21 protein-coding genes and 1 tRNA gene are annotated in these 21,211 nt (G+C 65.3%); 8 read left to right on the top strand and 14 right to left on the bottom strand.

Annotation, left to right across the window (positions count from 1 at the left end; translation table 11 throughout):
• Positions 1-432, top strand: a 432-nt coding sequence (locus ABYB95_RS02460) for a winged helix-turn-helix domain-containing protein (protein ID WP_372656843.1), incomplete at its 5' end; no start/stop codon positions are given.
• A gap of 14 nt (positions 433-446) precedes the next feature.
• A complete protein-coding gene (locus ABYB95_RS02455) occupies positions 447-1,889 on the top strand; it encodes a sensor histidine kinase (RefSeq protein WP_372656842.1) in 1,443 nt (480 codons plus the stop codon).
• A 24-nt stretch (positions 1,890-1,913) separates the two neighbouring features.
• On the opposite strand, the gene ABYB95_RS02450 is transcribed toward ABYB95_RS02455, so the two are convergent.
• The 8 genes from ABYB95_RS02450 to ABYB95_RS02415 form a co-directional block, all read right to left on the bottom strand.
• Positions 1,914-2,984, bottom strand: coding sequence for an ABC transporter ATP-binding protein (locus ABYB95_RS02450; RefSeq protein WP_372656841.1), 1,071 nt, complete (start codon positions 2,982-2,984; stop codon positions 1,914-1,916).
• 5 nt (positions 2,985-2,989) lie between these two features.
• Complete coding sequence (locus ABYB95_RS02445; protein ID WP_372656840.1) at positions 2,990-3,850, bottom strand: carbohydrate ABC transporter permease; 861 nt, start codon at positions 3,848-3,850, stop codon at positions 2,990-2,992.
• Between the two features lie 117 nt (positions 3,851-3,967).
• Complete coding sequence (locus ABYB95_RS02440; RefSeq protein ID WP_372656839.1) at positions 3,968-4,846, bottom strand: carbohydrate ABC transporter permease; 879 nt, start codon at positions 4,844-4,846, stop codon at positions 3,968-3,970.
• A gap of 65 nt (positions 4,847-4,911) precedes the next feature.
• Positions 4,912-6,162 carry an ABC transporter substrate-binding protein gene (locus tag ABYB95_RS02435; RefSeq protein WP_372656838.1) on the bottom strand — a complete coding sequence of 417 codons (1,251 nt, stop codon included), beginning with the start codon at positions 6,160-6,162 and terminating at the stop codon, positions 4,912-4,914.
• Positions 6,163-6,308: 146 nt separating this feature from the next.
• Complete coding sequence (glk, locus tag ABYB95_RS02430) at positions 6,309-7,295, bottom strand: glucokinase (protein ID WP_372656837.1); 987 nt, start codon at positions 7,293-7,295, stop codon at positions 6,309-6,311.
• Between the two features lie 121 nt (positions 7,296-7,416).
• Positions 7,417-7,866 carry a thioredoxin TrxC gene (trxC, locus tag ABYB95_RS02425; RefSeq protein ID WP_372656836.1) on the bottom strand — a complete coding sequence of 150 codons (450 nt, stop codon included), beginning with the start codon at positions 7,864-7,866 and terminating at the stop codon, positions 7,417-7,419.
• 92 nt (positions 7,867-7,958) lie between these two features.
• On the bottom strand, positions 7,959-8,153 hold the full coding sequence (locus ABYB95_RS02420) for a DUF2905 domain-containing protein (protein ID WP_372656835.1): 195 nt from the start codon (positions 8,151-8,153) through the stop codon (positions 7,959-7,961).
• A gap of 53 nt (positions 8,154-8,206) precedes the next feature.
• Entirely contained in the window at positions 8,207-9,301 is a 1,095-nt protein-coding gene (locus ABYB95_RS02415; RefSeq protein ID WP_372656834.1) for a class I SAM-dependent methyltransferase, read from the bottom strand.
• Positions 9,302-9,351: 50 nt separating this feature from the next.
• Between ABYB95_RS02415 and ABYB95_RS02410 the strand changes: the two genes are divergently transcribed.
• Together ABYB95_RS02410 and ABYB95_RS02405 are read left to right on the top strand one after the other, a co-directional pair.
• A complete protein-coding gene (locus ABYB95_RS02410) occupies positions 9,352-10,143 on the top strand; it encodes an SDR family oxidoreductase (protein WP_372656833.1) in 792 nt (263 codons plus the stop codon).
• Between the two features lie 19 nt (positions 10,144-10,162).
• Positions 10,163-10,546 (top strand): dihydroneopterin aldolase, encoded by a 384-nt coding sequence (locus ABYB95_RS02405; protein WP_372656832.1) that lies wholly within the window; start codon positions 10,163-10,165, stop codon positions 10,544-10,546.
• 37 nt (positions 10,547-10,583) lie between these two features.
• Here the strand turns inward: ABYB95_RS02405 and ABYB95_RS02400 are convergent, their stop codons facing one another.
• Genes ABYB95_RS02400 through ABYB95_RS02390 form a run of 3 tightly spaced genes read right to left on the bottom strand, consistent with a single transcriptional unit; the run spans position 10,584 to position 14,359 of the window.
• Positions 10,584-11,636 carry an XdhC family protein gene (locus ABYB95_RS02400; RefSeq protein ID WP_372656831.1) on the bottom strand — a complete coding sequence of 351 codons (1,053 nt, stop codon included), beginning with the start codon at positions 11,634-11,636 and terminating at the stop codon, positions 10,584-10,586.
• Positions 11,637-11,639: 3 nt separating this feature from the next.
• Positions 11,640-13,871 (bottom strand): molybdopterin cofactor-binding domain-containing protein, encoded by a 2,232-nt coding sequence (locus tag ABYB95_RS02395; protein WP_372656830.1) that lies wholly within the window; start codon positions 13,869-13,871, stop codon positions 11,640-11,642.
• 14 nt (positions 13,872-13,885) lie between these two features.
• Positions 13,886-14,359, bottom strand: coding sequence for a (2Fe-2S)-binding protein (locus ABYB95_RS02390; RefSeq protein WP_372656829.1), 474 nt, complete (start codon positions 14,357-14,359; stop codon positions 13,886-13,888).
• 225 nt (positions 14,360-14,584) lie between these two features.
• On the opposite strand from ABYB95_RS02390, the gene ABYB95_RS02385 reads away from it, so the two are divergent.
• From ABYB95_RS02385 to ABYB95_RS02375, 3 genes are all read left to right on the top strand, one after another.
• The gene (locus tag ABYB95_RS02385; protein WP_372656828.1) at positions 14,585-15,493 is read left to right on the top strand and encodes an AraC family transcriptional regulator N-terminal domain-containing protein; all 909 of its coding nucleotides are present in this window, start codon (positions 14,585-14,587) and stop codon (positions 15,491-15,493) included.
• 168 nt (positions 15,494-15,661) lie between these two features.
• Complete coding sequence (ttcA, locus tag ABYB95_RS02380) at positions 15,662-16,579, top strand: tRNA 2-thiocytidine(32) synthetase TtcA (RefSeq protein WP_372656827.1); 918 nt, start codon at positions 15,662-15,664, stop codon at positions 16,577-16,579.
• 28 nt (positions 16,580-16,607) lie between these two features.
• Positions 16,608-17,297, top strand: a complete 690-nt coding sequence (locus tag ABYB95_RS02375) for a DUF4136 domain-containing protein (RefSeq protein ID WP_372656826.1) — start codon at positions 16,608-16,610, stop codon at positions 17,295-17,297.
• Between the two features lie 58 nt (positions 17,298-17,355).
• Here the strand turns inward: ABYB95_RS02375 and ABYB95_RS02370 are convergent, their stop codons facing one another.
• A complete protein-coding gene (locus ABYB95_RS02370) occupies positions 17,356-19,731 on the bottom strand; it encodes a PAS domain-containing protein (RefSeq protein ID WP_372656825.1) in 2,376 nt (791 codons plus the stop codon).
• Between the two features lie 117 nt (positions 19,732-19,848).
• On the opposite strand from ABYB95_RS02370, the gene ABYB95_RS02365 reads away from it, so the two are divergent.
• Entirely contained in the window at positions 19,849-20,499 is a 651-nt protein-coding gene (locus ABYB95_RS02365) for a histidine phosphatase family protein (RefSeq protein WP_372656824.1), read from the top strand.
• Between the two features lie 139 nt (positions 20,500-20,638).
• On the opposite strand, the gene ABYB95_RS02360 is transcribed toward ABYB95_RS02365, so the two are convergent.
• Positions 20,639-20,715 (bottom strand) — tRNA-Met (locus ABYB95_RS02360).
• A gap of 17 nt (positions 20,716-20,732) precedes the next feature.
• Positions 20,733-21,128 carry a 50S ribosomal protein L17 gene (gene rplQ, locus ABYB95_RS02355; protein WP_372656823.1) on the bottom strand — a complete coding sequence of 132 codons (396 nt, stop codon included), beginning with the start codon at positions 21,126-21,128 and terminating at the stop codon, positions 20,733-20,735.
• Between the last annotated feature and the right edge of the window lie 83 nt (positions 21,129-21,211).

The following is a 21,211-nucleotide window of genomic DNA, read 5'->3' as shown; positions in this document are numbered from 1 at the left end:
CTCAATGCGGGGGCCGACGACTACCTCACCAAACCCTTCAACCGGGACGAATTGCAAGCCCGCCTGCAGGCCATGCTGCGCCGCGCCAGCCTACCCGCCTTTGGGCAGGCCAGTGCCACCCGGGTGGGCGACAGCACACCGCTGCTGCGGCTCGACCCCCAACTGCCCCGCGCCTGGCTCGGCGACGAAGTGGTGGAACTCACGCAGCGCGAATGGGTGTTGCTGGACCTGCTGCTGCGCCGCCAAGGCCATGTGGTGAGCCGCGAAGACGTGCTGGCGGCGTGGCAGGCAGAAACCGGTGAAAGCGGTGGCGTGGCGTCCACCGCGCTGGAGGTGTATGTGCACCGGCTGCGGCGCAAGCTGGGCAACCCGGGTCTGAACATCCGCAACATACGGGGACTGGGCTATATGCTGGAACTCGCCAGCGATTGAACCGGCCCCGCGCCATGCCCCATCCACCCACCTTGTCTCTGCGCCGCCAACTGCTGCTGTGGCTGTTGCTGCCGCAGCTGGTGTTGTGGGCCGGTGGTGGTCTGCTGGCCTACCGCATCGCCCTGAGCTACGCCGAAAAAGGCATCGACCAGTCGCTCACCCAGTCGGTGCGCGCGCTGTCGCGCCAGGTCAAGCCGGTGGGCTCGGGTCTGCTGGTCGATTTCCCCCGGGCCGCGCAAGACGTGCTGGAGCAAGACCCCAAGGACCGGGTGAGCTACATGGTGTCGTCGCCGCCGGGCCAATTTTTGCTCGGCAACGAACAACTGCCGCAGCCCAAAGAAGGCCCCTTGCGCACCGGTGAACCCCTGCTCTACCGGGCCATGGTGGAAGGCAAGCCGCAGCGCATCGTGGCGCTGGACTTGAGCTACGGCGAAGCCGATGCACCCCAGACGCTGCGGGTGCAGGTGGGCAAGAGCTTTGCGGTGCAGCAGCGCATTGCGCGCGAACTGGTGGCCGACATGCTGGCGCCACTGCTGGCCCTGGGCGTGCTGCTCAGCCTGCTGGTGTACGGCGGCATACGGCGGGGGCTTGCGCCGCTCACGCGCCTCACGGCCCAGCTGGAGCACCGCTCGGTCAATGCGCTATCGCCCATCGGCACCACACAAGCGCCGAGCGAAGTCCATGCGCTGGTGGAAGCCATCAACGGCTTGCTCGACGAGGTGGCGCGCAGCGTGCACCAGGAAAAGCGTTTTCTCAACGACGCGGCGCACCAGTTGCGCACGCCACTGGCCGGGTTGATCTGCCAGGCCGAACTGGCGCAGCAGGAAACCAGCGACCCGCCGCTGAAGCTGCGCCTGAACAAGGTCTTGACCGGCGCCGAGCGCAGCGCCCACCTGGTGCACCAGTTGCTGACCCTGGCCCGCAGCGAATCCCAGGTGCGCCTGCAGCAGCTGGATCTGGCCTCGCTGGCGCGCGACGTGGCGCGCGAATGGACACCGCGCGCGATCAGCGCCGGCATCGATCTGGGCTTTGAAGGCGAAGAGCATCTGGTGATCGATGGCGACGAGCTGCAACTGCGCGAAGCCATGGCCAACCTGATCGACAACGCCCTGCGCTACACCGAGCGCGGCTGCACGCTCACGGTCCGCGTCTGGGGCGCGGCACAGGCCGCGCACCTGGTGGTGGAAGACAACGGCCCCGGCCTCAGCCCGGACGAACTCACCCATGTGTTCCAGCGCTTCTGGCGCGCCAGCACCCGGCCCGGCGGCTGCGGCCTGGGGCTGGCCATCGTGCAGGAGATCGCCCACCGCCACGGCGGGCAGGCCCGGGTCACCCGCCGCAGCCCGCAGGGCTTGTGCATCGAACTGGTGCTGCCCATGGTCGGCCACCAGGAAAAGCCGGTGGCCTTGAGCGCCATGAGCGCCTCGAGCCCCTTGAACCCATTGAGCGAGGCCTGAACGCCCGGTCTGGCCGGGTCTCGGTCAGCCCACCCGCACGCCGGTGCTCTTGTCGAACCAGTTGTTGTGGCGGCCGCTCACCGTCATGCCCACGCGCTCGCCCAGCTGGGTTTTGGTGTTGGCGGCGGCCCGCACCGTGATCAAACCGACCTCGGTTTTCAGCACCACATAGGTGTCGGCGCCGGTGGGCTCGACCAGCACCACCTCGCCGCGCCAGGGCGCGTCGTCGCTCAGGTGGATGTGTTCGGGGCGCTGGCCCAGGGTCAGCTCGGTGGCATCGGGACAAGGCAGATCGAGTGCGCCACCGGCGAACACAAAGCGTCCTTGTTCACCCTGGCCCTGCACCTTGCCGTCGATGAAGTTCATGGTGGGCGAACCGATGAAACCCGCCACATAGGTGTTGGCCGGGCGGCGGTAGATTTCGTCGGGCGTGCCGATCTGTTGCAGCACGCCGCCTTTCATCACCGCGATGCGGCTACCCAGTGTCATGGCTTCGATCTGGTCGTGCGTCACATACACCGTGGTGATGCCGCTGAGCTGGTGCAGGCGCTTGATCTCGGCGCGCATCTCGACCCGCAACTTGGCATCGAGGTTGGACAGCGGCTCGTCGAACAGGAACAGCTGCGGGTCGCGCGCCAGGGCGCGGCCCATGGCGACGCGCTGGCGCTGGCCACCCGAGAGCTGGGCCGGGCGGCGGTCCAGCAGGTGCTCGATCTGCAGCATCACCGCCACTTCCTGTATGCGCTTCTTGCGCGCTTCCAGGGGCACTTTGCGCATCTCCAGCGCAAAGCCGATGTTGTCGGCCACGGTCATGGTCGGGTAGAGCGCATAGCTCTGGAACACCATGGCGATGTCGCGCTGGGCCGGTGCCACGCCGATCACATTCTTTTGCCCGATGCGCAGCTCACCTTCGGACGGTTCTTCCAGACCGGCAATGATGTTGAGCAAGGTGGACTTGCCACAGCCCGAGGGGCCGACCAGGATCAGGAACTCGCCGGGTGCGACCTCGATGTCGATGCGCTTGAGCACTTCGACGGCTTTTGCGCCCTTGCCAAAAACCTTGCGGATGCCCGCGATGTGTACAGAAGAAGCCATGCTGATTACCCCTTCACGGCGCCTGCCGTGAGACCTTTCACAAAATATTGACCCGCCAGCACATAGACCAGCATGGTGGGCAGACCGGCGATGATCGCGGCCGCCATGTCGACGTTGTAGCTCTTGACGCTGCTGGTGGTGTTGGCCATGTTGTTCAGGCCCACCGTGACCGGTTTGCTGTCTGCGCCGCTGAAGGCCACGCCAAACAGAAAGTCGTTCCAGATGTTGGTGAACTGCCAGATCAGGGTGACCATGAGAATCGGCGTGGACATGGGTATCACGATGCGCCAGAAGATGCGGAAGAAGCCCGCGCCGTCGATGCGTGCCGCGTTCACCAGTTCGCGCGGAATGGCGGTGTAGTAGTTGCGGAAGAACAGCGTGGTACCGGCCATGCCCGCCAGGCAGTGCACCAGGATCAGACCGACGATGGAGCTCGACAGCCCCAGATAACCCAGCACCTGGCTCATGGGCAAGAGCACGACCTGGAACGGCATGAAGACACCGAACAGCAGAAAGCCGAACAGCACTTCGCTGCCCCTGAACTTCCACATGCTCAGCACATAGCCGTTGAGGGCGCCCCAGGCGGTGGAGAACAGCACGGCGGGCACGGCCATGATCACCGAGTTCATGAAATAGGGTTGCAGACCGCGGCAGTCCACGCCGGTACAGGCGGACGACCAGGCCAGGCTCCAGGCCTCGAAGTTGATCGATCCCGGCAGGCTCAGCAGGTTGCCGGTGCGGATTTCTTCGGCGTCCTTGAGCGAGGTCACGACCATCACGTACAGGGGTGCGAGGAAGAAGAAAGCGGCAACCAGCAGCACGCCGTAGACGATGACGCGCCCGAAAGAAAAAGGTTTGGCGGTCATATGAAGCTTCCGCAGAGAAGGGTTGGATCCAGAGCACCCGTGGAACGGGCTTTGCCCGGCCACTGGGTGCGTCCCCCTATCGAGGGGAAGACGCGAGGCGGCGCAGGGGGGGCGCTATCAGTGTTCATGGGCTTTGGTGCGGAGTTCGCTGTAAAGATAGGGAACCACCAGGGCGGCCACGGTGGCCAGCATCATGGTGGCGCTGGCCGCGCCCAGGCCGATCTGGCCCCGGGTGAAGCTCATCACGTACATGAAGGTGGCGGGCACATCGGTGGCGTAACCCGGACCGCCGTTGGTCAACGCCATCACCAGGTCGAAGCTCTTGATGGACAGGTGCGACAGCACCAGCACGGTGGAGAACACCACCGGCCGCAGAATCGGCAGGATGATGCGCCAGTAGATCAGCGGCAGCGAAGCGCCGTCGATCTGGGCCGCCTTGATGATGCTGTCGTCGATGCCGCGCAAACCGGCCAGGAACAAGGCCATGGCAAAACCGGCCGACTGCCAGATGCCCGCGATCACCACGCAGTAGATCGCCATGTCGGACTGCACCAGCCAGTCAAAACCGAAGCTGCTCCAGCCCAGGTCGTGCATGAGTTTTTCCAGCCCCAGGCTGGGGTTCAGAATCCATTTCCAGGCCGTGCCGGTCACGATGAACGACAGCGCCATGGGGTACAGGTACACGGTGCGCAACCAGCCTTCGGCGCGCACCTTCTGGTCCAGAAAAATGGCCAGCAACATGCCCAGCACCATGGACCCACCCACGTAGAGAAAGCTGAAGATGCCCAGGTTCGTCAGCGCCACGTACCAGCGGTCCATGCCCCAGAGCTCGACGTATTGCTCCAGGCCCACAAAATTTTCGTAGTTCGGCAACATGCGCGAACCGGTGACCGAGAGCACCCCGTTCCAGATCATGAAGCCGTAAATAAAGGCGAAGCCGAGCACAAAGCCCGGCGCGATCACCAGTTTGGGAAGTATGTTTTCAACGGTTTTCATAGGTGACCTAAAAATAACCCCATCCATCGGGACGGGGTTATTCCGCAAGCCGGCAAGCGCCGCGCTTACTTGGTGGCAGCGGCCTTGGCGATGCTCTTCACACCATCGGCGACCGAGATCTTGTCGTCGTTCCAGAACTGGCTGACGGCGTCCTTGATCGCACCTTCAGCCGCTGGGCTGACGGCCATGCCGTGCGCCACCGAGGGCACCAGACCACCGCTCTTGGAGGTGGCGACGAAGTCCTTGGTCGAAGCTTTGGCGCAGTCGTCGAACTTGCTCATGTCCATGCCCAGACGCACCGGGATCGAGCCCTTGTTCAGGTTGAAGACTTCCTGGAACTGCGTGCCCGTGATGGAGGCGGCCAGATCGGCCTGGGCCTTTTGTGCCGTGGCGTCCTTCAGCTTGAACATGGCAAACGAGTCCACGTTGAAGGTGTAGGCCGAGCCGGTGCCGGGTGCGGCGGCGCAGATGTAATCCTTGCCCGGCACCTTGCCAGCGGCGGTGAATTCGCCCTTGGCCCAGTCGCCCATGAACTGGAACGCGGCCTTGCCGTCGATCACCATGGCCGTGGCCAGGTTCCAGTCGCGCCCTGGAGCGGCCGCGTCGGTATAGCCTTTGATCTTGCGGAAGGTCTCCAGCGATTTCGTCATGGTGGCGCTGTTCAGCGCTTTCTGGTCCAGCTTGACCAGAGCGTCCTGGTAGAACTTGGCACCACCCACACCCAGCACCACGTCTTCAAAGGTGGTGAAGTCTTGCCAGTTCTGGCCACCGTGGGCGACCGCGATCAGACCGGCTTTCTTGACCTTGTCGGCAGCGGCAAAAAACTCGTCCCAGGTCTTGGGCGTGCCGGTGACGCCGGCTTTTTTCAGCACCTCGGCGTTGGCCCACATCCAGTTCACCCGGTGCACGTTCACCGGCGCGGCCACGTAGTTGCCCTTGTACTTCATCACATCGGCCACGCCCTTGGGCAGCAGGCTGTCCCACTTTTCGGCCTTGGCGGTGGCGTCGAGGTTGGCCAGCACGCCTTCGCGCGCCCACTCCTGGATGGCGGGGCCTTTGATCTGTGCAGCGGCGGGCGGGTTGCCCGCGACCACGCGGCTCTTGAGCACGGTCATGGCGGCGTCACCACCCCCACCGGCGACGGCAAAGTCTTTCCAGGTGTGGCCCTTGGCCTCCATGATTTTCTTGAGTTCACCCACCGACTTGGCTTCACCGCCCGACGTCCACCAGTGCAGCACTTCCACCTCACCTGCGGTGGCGGCACCTGCGGCCACCACCAAAGCGACGGCGGTAGCGAGTTTCGAGAGTTTCAACATCATGTCTCCAAAAAAGTAGTTGCCACGGACCCAGGGGTCGACAGCGGAGTTCCAGCCGGACTGGCACCATGCCGTCCGCGGTCATTAATATTTCATTAATTAATGACCACGACCATCGGGTAAAACCCGGAGAAAGGGCAAAAACTTCAGCGGATGTGTTCGAGCGCGCGGGCCGCGCCCATGAGCGCGGGCGACTGCTGCGCCGTGATGACCCAGACGGGAACCGCCGACAAAAAGGCCTTGAAACGCCCTTTTTCCTCGAACCGGGCGCGGAACGGGGATTGGTCGAACCAGCCGCCCAGCCGGGGCACGATGCCACCGCCCACGTACACGCCGCCCCGAGCGCCGAGCGTGAGCGCCAGATTGCCGGCCACCGAACCCAGGGTGGCGCAGAAAATCGACAAGGCCTCCAAGGCCTGCGGGTGGCCCGCGCTCAGACCGGCTTCGCTCACCTCACCCGCGCTCTCCAGCCCATGCGCGGCCACCCCATCGGCTTCGCACAAGATGGCGCAGGTGTCGACCAAGCCTTGCCCGCTGGCGACCCGCTCGGCCGAGGCGTGGCCGTAGCGCCGCACCAATCCGTCCATCACCAGGCGCTCGCGCGCCGAGGCCGCCGGTAGGGTGACGTGGCCACCCTCGCCTTCCAGCGGCGCCCAGCCACCGCGACCGTCGGGGATCAGGCCCGACACGCCCAAGCCGGTACCCGCACCCACCAGCCCCATGGCCACACCGGGCTCGGCCACCCCGCCGCCCACCTGGCGCAGTTCGTGGGCGGACAAATCGGGCAGGGCCAGGGCCAGGGCGGTGAAATCGTTGAGCAGCCGCCAGTGCTTGAAACCAAATTCGGCTTTCACGGCGGTTTGGGAGAACTGCCAGACGTGGTTGGTCATGCGCACCTGATCGCCGGTGATCGGGTTGGCGATCGCTATCGCCACCAGCTCGGGCACACCACGGCCCAGACCATCGAGGTAGACGCGGATGGCGTCTTGCAAGCGGGCGTGATCGGCGCAGGGCAGCACCCGCACATCGGTGATGGGGGCACCGGGTCCGGCGGCCCAGGCAAAACGGGCGTTGGTGCCGCCCACATCGGCCAGCAGGCGGGCGCTGGCGGTGGCAGGGATCTGGTTTGACATGGTTGGGGCCCACAAACTGCACCAGACGCCGCCAATTCAACGCCTTGCAAGGGCTTGAAGATTATGCCCGGCATGTAACTTGGTTACATCCGGGGAGTCCCCAGGTTCGCTGGCGCGGCGTTCAGCCCACCGCCGGCCGGTGCGCCTGCGCCCAACGCACGATGTCGGCCGCCCCCATGGCACCGGGCTGGCGCGCCAGCTCGCGCCCGCCCAGAAACAGGGCCAGTGTGGGAATGCTGCGGAGCTGCAAGCGGGTCGCCAGGCTCTGGGCCTGTTCGGTGTTCACCTTCACCACCCGCATCTGGGGCTCCAGCTGCGCTGCGGCCTGGGCGTAGGCTGGAGCCATGGCACGGCAAGGACCGCACCAGGGCGCCCAGAAGTCCACCAGCACTGGTATTTGCGAGCGCGCGACCTGCTTTTCAAACGCGGCTTGGTCCAGCTCGGCGGGCTGGCCGGTGAAGAGGGGCTGGTGGCATTTGCCGCAATCGGGGGCCGCCCCCAGGTCGGCGCCCGCCACGCGGTTGGTCGTGTGGCAATGTGGGCAAACAATGTGCAAGGCGGGGGCGGACATGGGCGGCTCCGAATACGGGACAGGCACAACAGCTGGGCGCCAAGCGCCCTATTTCAAGACGCCCAACGGGTTATGGACGCCGGACCCGGTGGTCAAATCAGGTAGCCGATCAGGCTCGCCGCAAAACTGAGCACCACGGTGGTGGTGACGGGCAAATACCATTCGCGCCCAAAGGCCCGAAAGCGCAGATCGCCCGGCAGGCGGCCCAAGCCCAGCCGGCTCAGCATGGGCGAGAGCCAGCTGATGAGCACCAGCGCCAGGAAAATGACGATCATCCAGCGGAGCATGTGTGTTCAGGCCGAGGTGAAAAGAGGGTCGCGCCCAGCGCGGCGGGGCTGTTTCATAAGCTGTGGGTGCGGTCGCCGTGCGCAAAACCCAGCGGCACCCAGTCGGCGGCACCCGCCGCCGGAGCCAAGGCCAGCACTTTGAACAGTTCGCCCATCTCGTGTTCGTTCACCAGCTTTTGCATCAGCGCGTTGTCGCGGGCACTGGCGGCGGTGGCGAGGTCGATCAGGCCGCAGTTGATGAGAAACCGCCCCTGGCTGGCGTAGCCCAGCACCTCCAGGCCAGCCTGCTGCGCCGCCAGCGCCACGCCGGTGAAGTTCACATGCGCGGTGATGTCTTTTTCGCCCAGCGCCAGCAGCGGGTTGCTGTCGCTCTGGTGGGCGCGGTGGCACATCAGCGTGCCCATGTGGCGCTGCGGGTGGTAGTACTCCGCCTCGGGGAAGCCGTAGTCGATGAAGAAGGCCGCGCCCCGCGTCCAGCGCTCGGCCAGCGTGCGCACGAACGCCTCGCCTTGGGGGTGGATTTCGCACAGGTAGTCGTGCCCGCCCGGCACCTCCACCGGCGGGCGCAGCGCGGTGGGCGTATCGCCAAAGGCCAGCTCGCCCGCGCCGTCCAGCACCACGCCGCGCTCGTGCCACACACCGCCCACCCGCGCCAGCAGCTGCACGGGCATGGCGTCCAGCACCTCGTTGCCCAGCACCACACCGTTCAGGCTGTCTGGCAAGGTTTGCGCCCACTGCACGGTGTCGCCGTGCGCCGCCAGCGTGGTGCGTTGGCGTTCGCGCAGGCTGCCCGACAAGTCGACGATGGTGTAGCGCTTGATCGCCACGCCCATGCCCGCCAACGCGTCCAGCACCTGCAGGGCCAGCGCACCGGTGCCGGCACCGAACTCCCAGATTTCGTCGGTGCCGGTGGCTTGCAGGGCCTGCGCTATTTGCAAGGCCAGCGTGCGGCCGAACAAGGGCGTGAGTTCGGGCGCGGTCACAAAGTCGCTGCCGCCACCGCCCTGGCCCGCGGGCAGGTGGCCGAATTTGGCCGAGTGGTTGGCGTAATAACCCAGACCGGGTTCGTACAGCGCCATGGCCATGAAGCGGTCGAACGGCAGCCAGCCACCCGCTGCCTCGATGGCCGCGTCCACCCTTTGGCGCAAGGCCGTCGTTAAACTAGTCGCTTCTGTGTTCACCCCCGGATTGTCGCCCAATGCCCAGCACCCCCAGCCCCGTCCAGCCCGCAATGCGCACCGCGCTGGTCACGGGTGCGGGCAAGCGCCTGGGGCGTGAGATCGCGCTGCATCTGGTGCGTGCCGGCTGGAACATCGCGGTGCACCACAGGCACTCGGCCGCAGAGGCCCGCCAGACCGCCGCCGATTGCGACGCGCTGTCTGGCCGCACCGGCAGCGCCCAGCCGTTTTACGCCGACCTGGGCATGGAGGCCGACGTGAAAGCCCTGCTGCCCGCCGTGATCGCGCACTTTGCGCGGGTGGACGCGGTGGTCAACAGCGCCTCCACCTTTGAACACGACGATGCCCACGGCTTTGGCTTCGCCGCGCTGGAGACGCACATGCGCAGCAACACCGGCGCCGCCGTGTTGCTGGCGCAGGCGCTGCACGCGCATGTGCAGGCCGAAGACCGCGAAGGCGCGGTGGTGAACCTGCTGGACCAGAAACTCTGGAACCTGAACCCGGACTTTTTCAGCTACACCTTGTCCAAGGCCGCGCTGGAAGCCGCCAACACCATGCTGGCGCTGGCGCTGGCGCCGCGTGTGCGGGTGGTGGGCGTGGCGCCCGGCCTCACCTTGACGAGCCATTTGCTGAGCGACGAAAAATTCGCCCAGTTGCACCAGGCCGCTCCGCTGGGGCGCTCTTCGACACCACAAGACGTGGCCGCCACGGTGGGTTTCGCGCTGGACAACCGCTCCATCACCGGCACCACCTTGCTGGTGGACGGTGGCCAGCACCTCATGCGCTTCGAGCGCGATTTCTCCCTGATGTAGGCGGCCCGCCGCGCACCCCATGTCCCACACACCGACGACCGATAGCGGCACCCAGATCCTGGCCCTGACCGGCTTGCGCTTCAACGCCAACCTGGGCATTCTGGATTCCGAAAAAACCGCGCCGCAGCCGATCCGCGTGGACGCCGAGCTCAACCAGGGCAAGCAACCCTTGCTGCCGCACGACGACGACATCAACCACGTGCTGGACTACCGCAAGGTGCGGCAAATCATCATCGACGAATGCACCGCCGAGCACGTCAACCTGCTGGAGAGCCTGATCGGCAAGCTCACGCGCCGCCTGATGCAGTTGCCCGGTGTGACGGGCGTGCGGGTGAAGATCGCCAAGCTTGAAATTTTTCAGGACTGTGAAGTTGCGATCCGCATGGAAAGCGGCGACTGGTAAGTCCGTCGACACATCCCGTGCCGGGCAGGGCACGCGCTCAGGGCAGCACACAAATGGGCGGCAGCTTCCAAGCCGCATCGGCTCCGTCTTCCAGCCAGGCCTTGCCGCTGGCGACGGACTGTGTTCCCGGGCGTTCGATACCGTTTTTCACCGCCACCACCTCGGCCATGATCGACAAGGCGATTTCGGCCGGTGTCTTGCTCCCGATGTAAAGACCCGCCGGCCCATGGAGCGCCTGCACCGCCGGCTCGCTGAGGTCGAAGTGCTCGCGCAAGCGATCCCGGCGCAGCTCCGAATGCCGGCGCGAGCCGATGGCGCCCACGTAAAAGGCCTCGGATTGCAGCGCGTCGATCAGCGCCAGATCGTCGAGTTTGGGGTCGTGCGTCACGGCCACCACGGCGGTGCGGGCGTCGGGTTGTAGCCGCAGGATCAGGTCGTCGGGCATCTCCCGGCTCAGCACCACGCCGTCGAGCCGCCAGGCCGCGCTGTGCTCCGGGCGCGGATCGCAGACCACCACTTCAAAATTCAAGCTCAGCGCCATCTGGCAGAGGAAATGCGAAAGGTCGCCTGCGCCGATGACGATGAGCCGGTGCCTGGGCCCGAAGTGCGTGGTGAGCTGGGTCTCGGTCAACAGGGGCAGGCCATCGCGCCGACCGGGCCGCAGGGTCACCGCGCCCGTGCCCAGGTCCAGCAGGCGCTCGGTGCTGCGCCTGTGCTGGCACGCGTCCAGCAGTTCGGCCAGACCGCTGCGGGACGAGACGGGTTCCAGCACCAGCTCCACCGTGCCGCCACAGGGCAAACCGAAACGGTGGGCCTGGTCGGCCGAAATGCCGTAGCGCAGCGTGGTGGGGGTGGGGCTGGCGCACACCGCGTCCACCCCGCCCGCGCGGATGCGCTGGATGAGGTCGTCTTCGATGCACCCCCCGGAGACCGAGCCCACCGTGGCGCCCTGCCCGTTGATGGCCATCAAGGACCCCGGCGGCCTGGGGGAGGAGCCCCAGGTCCGGGCCACGGTCACGAGCACGACCGGCAGACCCGCCGCGTGCCAGGCCTGCACCGTGCGCAGCACCACGCTGTCCAGGTCTTCCATGGATCAGGCCAGCTTGAACGGCAGTTCGCGCACGGGCTTTCCGGTCAGGTGCGCGATCGCATTGGCAAACGCCGGTGCCAGGGGCGGCAGGCCAGGCTCACCCATGCCGGTGGGCGGTTCGGCGCTGGGCACGGTGTGCACTTCAACCGCCGGCATTTCGGTGATGCGCGCGACCCGGTAGTCGCCAAAGTTCTGCTGCTCGACCACGCCCTCCTTCAGCGTGATGGCCGCGCCGGGCAAGCACATGCCAAGACCCATCAGGACCGCGCCCTGCACTTGTGCTTCAACCGTGCGCGGGTTGATCACCAGATTGCAATGGACACCGCCGGTGACCTTGTGCAGCACGGGCTGGCCGTCCTGGACCGAGGCCTCGACCACATAGGCCACCACCGAATCGAAGGACTCGTGCACCGCCACACCCCAGGCACGGCCAGCCGGCAAGGGCTTATTGCCATAGCCACTCTTGTCCACGGCCAGCTGCAAAGCGGCCTTGTGCCGCGGGTGCTGGTCGCCAAACAGCCGCATCCGGTAGGCCACCGGGTCTTGGCCAGACGCCCGCGCCACCTGATCGATCAGGGTCTCCATCACGAACGCGGTGTGGGTGCTGCCCACACTGCGCCACCACAGCACCGGGACATTGAGTTGGGGGTGGTGCACGGTCAGGCGCATCGGCAACGGGTATGGCGCGCGCATGCCTTCCACCGCCGTGATGTCGACGCCGTTCTTGACCATATTGGCCTCGAAGAAGGTGCCGGCCATGATGGACTGGCCCACGATCACGTGGTCCCACGCCAGCACGCGGCCCGTTTCGTCGAAGCCGACCTGTGCGCGGTGCAGATGCATCGGTCGGTAGTAGCCGCCCTGGATGTCGTCCTCACGGCTCCACAGGGTGCGGATCGGTGCCCGCAGGCCGGCGTCGCGCGCGGCTTTGGCGATGGCGCAGGCCTCCACCACGTATTCGCTGGACGGAATGGCCCGGCGCCCGAAGCCCCCGCCGGCCACTTGCACCAGCACTTGCACCTGCTCGGGCTTCAAACCCAGCACTTTGGCGGCGGCCGCGCCGTCGATCCCGGGCATTTGAGAGCCCACCCGCAGCGTGGCCCCTTGCTCGGTCAACTCGACCGTGCAGTTGAGCGGCTCCATGGGCGCATGCGCCAGATAGGGAAAGACAAACTCCGCTTCGATGCGCTTGGGTGCGCTGGCCAGCGGCGCCATGTCGGCGTCGAAATGGCGCGGGCCGGGCTGGGTCGCCAGTTCCCGGTACTGGGTCAGCTGGCGGGCGCTGTCCACCTTTTCGACCTTGTCGGTATCCCAAGCCAGCTTCAGCGCCAGGCGCGCCTGGTGGGCGGGCCAATAGCCGTCGGCCACCACGGCCACGCCTTCGGCGCCCCGGTCCAGCGGCACGCGCAAGACCGCCTTCACGCCCTTCACGGCGCGCGCGGCGGCATCGTCCATGGACAGCAATCGGGCGCCAAAAACCGGCGGCCGTGCGATCACGGCCGTCAGCTGCCCGGGGCGCCGCACGTCGATGCCGAAGTCCTGCTGCCCGCTGCTCTTGGCGGCCGCGTCCAGCCGCGTCGTGGGGCGCCCGATCAGGCGGAACTGCTTGGGGTCCTTCAGCTGCACGCTCTGCGGCACCGGCAAGGCCATGGCGGCCTCGGCCAGTTCACCGTAACCCAGGCGGCGGCCGCCTGCGCCCAGCACCACACCCGCCTGGGTGCGCAAACTGGCCGGGTCAACGCCCCAGCGCACGGCCGCCGCCTGCACCAGCATGGCCCGGGCCCGTGCGCCCAACTCGCGGTATTGCATGAAACTGTTTTTGATCGCCGTGGAGCCACCGGTCAGGTGCATGCCCCAGAGCGGGTCGGCGTAGGCCGGGTCGTTGGTGCCCAGGCGGCTGCGCACCAAGGCCCAGTCGGCGTCCAGCTCCTCGGCCAGGATCATGGGCAAGGCGGTCTGAACACCCTGCCCAAATTCCAAGCGGTTGACGGTGACGGTCACGGTGCCGTCGCTTGCGAGCGCGACAAACGCGCCCGGTTGTTGCACCGGTTTGAGTGCGGCAGCGGCGTCTTGGCTGCGCGCCGCCAGGGGGAACACCCCCAAGGCAAAACCGCTGGCGGCGGCCAGCTTGAGAAAGCTGCGGCGCGGCAGTTCGGCAAAGGCGGGTGTGCCCGCTTCAGCGGACAGCAGGTGTTGCAAAGCGCGGGGAAGTTCGTGCATGGCGTGGGACAACATCGTGGGTTCCTTGTTCAAGCCAGGGCGCGCGCCGCATCGGCCACGGCGAGGCGTATGCGGGCATAGGTGCCACAGCGGCAAATGTTGCCGGCCATGGCGGCGTCGATGTCGGCGGCGCTCGGCTGCGTGCCGCGCGGCAGCGATTGGAGGTAGGCCGTGGCCGTCATGATCTGGCCGCTCTGGCAGTAGCCGCACTGGGCGACGTCGTGGCGCACCCAGGCGTCGCGCACGGCGCGCCCCACGCGGTCGTCACCGGCGGTGACGGCCTCGATGGTGGTGATGCGCCGACCTTCTGCACTGGCCACGGGCGTGACACAGGAGCGGATGGCTTGACCATCGAGGTGCACGGTGCAGGCGCCGCACTGGGCGACACCGCAGCCGAACTTGGTGCCGGTCAGGCCCAGGGTGTCACGCAATGCCCAAAGGACGGGGGTGGAGGGGTCGACGTCGAGCTGGTGGTCGCGACCGTTGACTTGCAGGCTTGTCATGGGTTTCTCGCAGAGGGGTTGGGGTCGTGGCAGGCGCTCTGTGTGGACCAAGCGCCGGAAGGCTGCCAGTGTCGCGGCGAAGCCTTTGGGCGCGTTAGCCCGATGCTGCGAGATGCTTGCCCAATCCTGCAGCGTGGTCGAACAAACCGGCAAAGCCTCGTTACCATGGCCCTACCTCTGAATCGCCTTCCAACCGGTATGTCTGGCCCAAGCCCCTCCCCACTTTTGAGCAAGGCGCGCGCGTCGCTTGCGCAGCGCATCCTGCAGCGCGCACCCAATGGTGTCTTGCACCGACAGCCGGAAATACCCGGCCTGATGTTGATCCGCAACGACCAGCCCTACGGCAACATGTGCGGCATGTACGAGCCGTGCGTGGCCCTGATCGTGCAAGGATCCAAACGCGTGACCCTGGGCAGCGACACGCTGATTTACGGCGCCGAACGCTACCTGATCGCGTCCATGGATTTGCCGGTGACCGCGACCATTCTGGAAGCGAGCCCGCAGCACCCCTATCTGGCCGTGGCCCTGCGACTCGATTGGCGCGAAATTTCCACCTTGGTGCTCGACATGCCCAAGCCGCCGCCCAGCACCCTGCACCGACCCAGCCGGGCCATGGCGACCGGCACCGTCTCGCTGCCGCTGCTGGACGCCTTCGACCGCCTGCTGGCGCTGCTCGACCAGCCCGAACACCTTCCCACCCTGGCACCGCTGGTGATGCGCGAGATTTACTACTGGCTGCTCGCCGGGGAAACGGGATCGCGCTTGCGCGACATCGCCTCCGTGGACAGCCAAGGCCACCAGATGGCGCGCGTGATCGCCAGTCTCAACGCCCGTTTTGCACAAACCTTGCCTGTGGAAACGCTGGCACGCGAAGCCCGCATGAGCGTCTCCAGCTTCCACCAGCATTTCAAGGCTTTCACGGCCATGAGCCCGCTGCAGTACCAGAAGCGGCTGCGCTTGTCCGAGGCCCGCCGGCTGATGCTGAGCGAACACCTGGACGCGTCGTCCGCCGCGTTCCGTGTGGGCTATGAAAGCGCGTCGCAGTTCAGCCGCGAATACCGGCGCCAGTTCGGCGCACCGCCGTCCAAGGACATCGAAGAGATCCGGCGCCTGCCCATGCCCATGGCCGCTTGACCGAACGCGGATCGGCGACAATGGCTGGGGTCTGCCGGTTGCAGACCAAACCCGTATTTTTCGACCGGAACAGGCGCTGCAAGCTGTTCACGGACCGCGGCTGCCTTTGCGCGCCGCCTGTTGCACGCCACCCGCACCCTGGTCTTGGCCTTGCAAGAAAGCCCGCACATGAACACCGAAAAAATCCAACACGAAAACCACAAGCTGGAAAAGCGCCTGTGTCGCGAGGTCGGGCGCGCGATCGTGGACTACAACATGATCGAAGAAGGCGACCGGGTCATGGTCTGTCTCTCGGGTGGCAAGGACAGCTACGGCATGCTCGACATCCTGCAAAAACTGCAGGCACGCGCGCCGATCCAATTCGAGCTGATCGTGGTGAACCTGGACCAGAAACAGCCCGGTTTTCCCGAACACATACTGCCCGCCTACCTGACGCGGCTGGGTGTGAAGTTCCACATCGAGAACCAGGACACCTACTCCATCGTCAAGCGCGTGATCCCCGAAGGCAAGACCATGTGCAGCCTGTGTTCGCGCCTGCGCCGCGGCATTCTGTACCGGGTGGCGAGCGAACTGGGCGCGACCAAGATCGCACTGGGCCACCACCGCGACGACATCCTGCAGACCCTGCTGCTCAACATGTTTTTCGGCGCCAAGCTCAAGGGCATGCCCGCGAAACTGGTGAGCGACGATGGCCAGCATGTGGTGATCCGCCCCATGGCCTATGTGAACGAAAAAGACCTGAGCCGCTGGGCGGAGATCCGCGAATTCCCCATCATTCCCTGCACCCTGTGCGGTAGCCAGGAGAACCTGCAGCGCAAGCAGGTGGGCAATATGCTGCGCGAATGGGACCAGAAGTTTCCCGGACGGCTGGAGAACATGTTTTCGTCGCTGCAAAACATCGTGCCCAGCCATTTGATGGACCGCAAGCTGCACCCCTTCGAGACCCTGGCCGCCACCGGTGTGGCCGATGAACAAGGGGACAAGGCCTTTGACGAGGAACCCTTGCCCACGGCAGTGGTCTTACCGCCCATGTCGAGTGGGTCAGAGGGCAAAAAGCCCGTCATTTCCATCGCCACCGCGGCCTGACCCCCGCGGCCAAGCCAGGAGCAAACGATTGGCCAAACCGGGTAGCTTCGCCAGCCACACCGCCCAACGGGGCTTGACGCTGGTGTTGGGCGCGGCACTGCTGGGCCTGGGTGGCTGCGCCAGCGTCTACCTGGTTGACAACCAGGTTCAGAGTTTTGCCAAGTGGCCAGACAGCGGTTCCGCAAAAGCCCCGCAACCGCCCCAACCACCACAGAATTATCGGTTTGAACGCCTGCCCTCCCAGCACGAAGGCACGGCCAGACAGCTGCAAGACGCGCTCGATGCGCTGGCACGCACCGCCCTGGCCCAGCGGGGCTGGCACTTGGTCGACCCCGACAAGCCACAGAATGCGCACTGGACCGTGCAGATCAGCGCCAACACCCTGCGCCTGCCGCGCGCGCCCTGGGACGATCCCTGGCGCATGCAGGGCGGATTCTGGGACGGTTTTCCGGGCCGGGACTACGTGGTCACCGGTCAGGGGCAGATCGTCTGGATGCCCCATTTCATGCCGCCGCAAGCGCCGTACTACCAGCGCGAGGTCGCTCTGGTTGTGCGCCAGGCCAGCAGCGGGCAGGTGGTGTTTGAGACGCGGGCGGCCCACGACGGTCGCTGGAGCGGTGCACCTGAACTTTGGGGCGCCATGATCGAGGCGGCGCTGCGGGACTTTCCGCTGGCGCCCGCAGGCGTGCGACAGATCAACGTCGAAGTCCCGCGCTAACGTCTCGTCGTTCGGCCCTTTTGTGTGCCGCCACCCGGGCACGCCCCCAGCGCACGGCTCAAGAACGCTCCAGCAGGTCCTTAATGGAATTCCCCAAGGCCTCCATGCTGTCTTGTTTGGCCATCACCTCGAACACGCCAGCGGCCTTGGCCTCTTCCAGCAGCTTGTCGCTCAGATGGCCACTCACGACGGCAACGCGCAATTCAGGCCGCAGGGCGTGCATCGCTTGCGCCACCTCCACGCCGGTGAGCCCGGGCATGTTCTGATCGGTCACCACCAGGTCCAGCGGACCTTCGTAGTCGCGCAGCCATTCAATCGCCAACTCTCCCGATTGAAAGGTATGGACCTGGTAACCGAGCTTGCGCAGCAGACGGCCGACCAGAAACACCAGCGCTTCGTAGTCGTCGACATACACCACGTGTTTACCCGGTTGCGCCGTTGCGGTGGTCAAAGCCTGCGCCGACGCAGGCGCCGGGTTCGCGCCGCCCGTGGCGCCCTCGCTTGCAAGTGCCGGCGCCACGGGAATGAACACGTCGAAGCGCGTGCCCTTGCCAGGCGCGCTGTCCACCGCAATGGCGCCCCCATGGGCTTTGACAATGCCGTGCACCACCGCCAGCCCAAGGCCGGTGCCCGCGCCCGGCTCTTTGGTGGTGAAGAAAGGTTCAAAAATGCGTTGGCGTGTGGTCTCGGTCATACCGGCACCATTGTCCGCTACCGACAAACAGGCGTAAGTACCGGCGGCGACCCCACCCAATTGCAGCGCCAGCGCGGCGTCCATCTGCACCTCGGCCAAAGCCACCGTGATCTCGCCGGGCTTGTCGGCCATCGCCTGCCAGGCGTTGGTGCACAGATTCATCAGCACCTGCTGGATTTGCGTGGCATCGGCCATGACCGGCAAGGTCTGGCTGGACAAACGCAGGTTGAGGCGCACCCCAGCCGGCAGCAACGAGCGCATGAGCTTGAGCGCATCGTCGACCAGCGGCTTCAACAACTGGTGCTGCATCGCAAGGGTCTGGCGGCGGCTGAAAGTCAGTATCTGCTGCACCAGTTGGCGCGCCCGTATCGATGCCTGGCGGATTTCCGCCAGACTTTCCTGCGCCGGGTGGCCTTCACCCACATCCTCGCGCGCCAGCGTCAGATTGCCCAGAATCGCTGCCAGCAGGTTGTTGAAATCGTGCGCCACGCCACCGGCCAGTGTGCCCACCGCCTCCATCTTCTGGGATTCGCGCAACTGCGCTTCCAGCTGGCGCTGCTGGGCTTCGGCCTGTTTGATCTGGGTCACATCGGTGTGGGTGCCGATCATGCGCACCGGCTGGTTGTGCTCGTCGCGCTCGATCACCATGCCACGGGACAACACCCACTTCCAGCTGCCGTCTTTGCAACGCACCCGGTGCTCGTTTCGGTACACCGCAGCGCGGCCCTCGAAGTGGGCCTGTCGGTCGGCCTCCATCTGGGGCAGGTCGTCCGGGTGGGTTCGCCCGTCCAGTTCTGCGGCCACGTTTTGCAGTTCTCCATCCAAAAAGCCGAACATGGACAAGATACCTTTCGAAAAGTATTCCTCACCGGTTCGCAGGTTCCAGTCCCAAACCCCGTCACCCGCACTCTCCAGCGCAAGTTTCCACAAAGCCTCGCTTTGGCGCAAGGCCATTTCGGTCTGCTTGCGCTCGGTCACGTCGAGCAACATGCCCACGCGCAAATAGCCGTCATCGGTAGCAAATGCGGTGGTTGAACGGCGCATGAGCCAGCGCACAGAGCCGTCGGGCAACACAATGCGGAACTCCCCGCCCAGCTCAGCATGCCCGCTGCGGATCTGCTCCAGGTTGCTGCGCAACTGGGGCACGTCATCGGGGTGCCTGAACCGCGCGAGAATGCCGCCGTCGGCCATCACCTGCTCGGGCTCCAGACCATAAATATCGCGCACGCCCGAACTCACAAAACGGTACTCGCGCTCGCCACTGGTGTTGATGTGCACCATGAACACCATGCCGGGAATCTGCGACGTGAGCAAACGCATCTGCTCGTCGTTCCTGCGCAGATTTTCCTGATCGCGGATGCGCTCGGTGATGTCTTCGACCGTGCCTTCATAACAAAGCACCTGGCCCTGTCCGTCCCGGATCACATGGGCGTTCTCGTGCACCCAGAGACGCTCACCAGTCTTGGCGCGGCAGGTCTCGGACACAAAACCTTGAACATGCCCGTCGCGCTCGATCAGGCGCTTGAACTCGGCACGGCGCGACGGATCCAGATACCACTGGGTCGCGATGTCGTGCACAGCGCCCATCAGCTCGGCTTCGCTGGCATAGCCATTGAGCCTCACCAGAGCAGGGTTCGCCTTGAGCATGCGACCGTCGGGTGTGCTGCGGTAAGCGCCGATCGGCAAAAAATGAAACAGCGACGAAAAGTCTTCGGACAGCGCTGTGCTTGGAGTCGTCATGCGATCATAGGTATCCACAGGGCTTCACTGTATGGCAGTTTGCAACCCTTTCCCCTCGATAGCTGCTAACTGTCGCCAAATGTGCGACAGATGGCACCCCCAGCCAAGGAACTGCTTTTGAACGCGACCCGCATACTGGCCGTGCGCCACGGCGAAACGGCCTGGAACCGGGAATCCCGGATCCAGGGCCACACCGACATCGAACTCAATGCCCACGGCCGCTGGCAAGCCACCCAACTGGCCCAGGCCCTGCGCGATGAAAGCATCGCCGCCGCCTATGCCAGCGATCTGAGCCGCGCGCGGGAAACGGCCCAGATCGTGGCCCCCTTCCATGGCCTGCAAGTGAAAACGCTCCACGGCTTGCGCGAACGCCATTTCGGAGAATTTGAAGGCCAGACCTGGACCGATCTGGAACTCCGCTGGCCGGTCGAAACACTGGCCTGGCGCAAACGCGAGCCCGATTTCGCACCTGGGGGCGGTGAATCGCTGCGCCAACTGCAGACACGTGTGGTCGCCACTGTGTGCGACATCGCGGCCCAGCACCCCGGTGAGCAGATTCTGCTGGCGGTGCACGGTGGCGTGCTCGACATCCTTTACCGCGCCGCCACCCATCTGGACTTGCAGGCCCCGCGCAGCTGGGAACTGCCCAACACCGCCATCAACCGTCTGCTGTGGTCGCCACAGGGCCTCAGCCTGGTGGGTTGGGCCGACACACAACACCTGCACACCAGCACCGCTACCCTGCCCTTGGATGAACGTGGCAGCTGAACAGCTGAGCGCCTGACGCAGCTTGCAGCGCCACGCGAACATTGGCGGACTGCGCTGAAATGCCCTGGATGTGAAACGACCAGACACAAAAAAGCCCACATCAAGTGGGCTTTTTTGTCAGCGGTTGACGCTGTTTTATTGGTTGCGCGGGCAAGATTTGAACTTGCGACCTTTGGGTTATGAGCCCAACGAGCTACCAGGCTGCTCCACCGCGCGTCAAGCCTATTATTCTATCACGCTTTTGCGTCTTCAGCGGCTGGCGCTGCATCTTCTGCACGATCAACCAGTTCCACCAGCGCCATGGGTGCATTGTCGCCCACGCGGAAACCCATTTTCAGAATGCGGGTGTAGCCACCTGGACGGGCTTTGAAGCGCGGGCCCAGTTCGTTGAACAGCTTGACGACCACGTCGCGGTCGCGCAAGCGGTCAAATGCCAGGCGGCGGTTCGCCACGGTGGCTTCTTTGGCCAAGGTGATCATGGGTTCGACCACGCGGCGCAATTCCTTGGCCTTGGGCACGGTCGTTTTGATGGTTTCGTGCGTGAGCAAGGAGACCATCATGTTGCGCAGCATCGCCAAACGGTGCGAGCTGGTGCGGTTGAGTTTTCTGAGTCCATGTCCGTGACGCATTTTTATTTCCTTTCAGTATTTTGCCCACAGCCGTATCAGGTACTGCGGGTTCGCCCGGTTCTGGCCTCCGTGGCCAGATATTT

Origin of the sequence: Hydrogenophaga sp. (assembly GCF_041633695.1) — a bacterium.
Classification (GTDB): domain Bacteria; phylum Pseudomonadota; class Gammaproteobacteria; order Burkholderiales; family Burkholderiaceae_C; genus Hydrogenophaga.
Note: the sequence above shows the minus strand (reverse complement) of the source record. Positions and strands in the feature narration are given on the sequence as shown.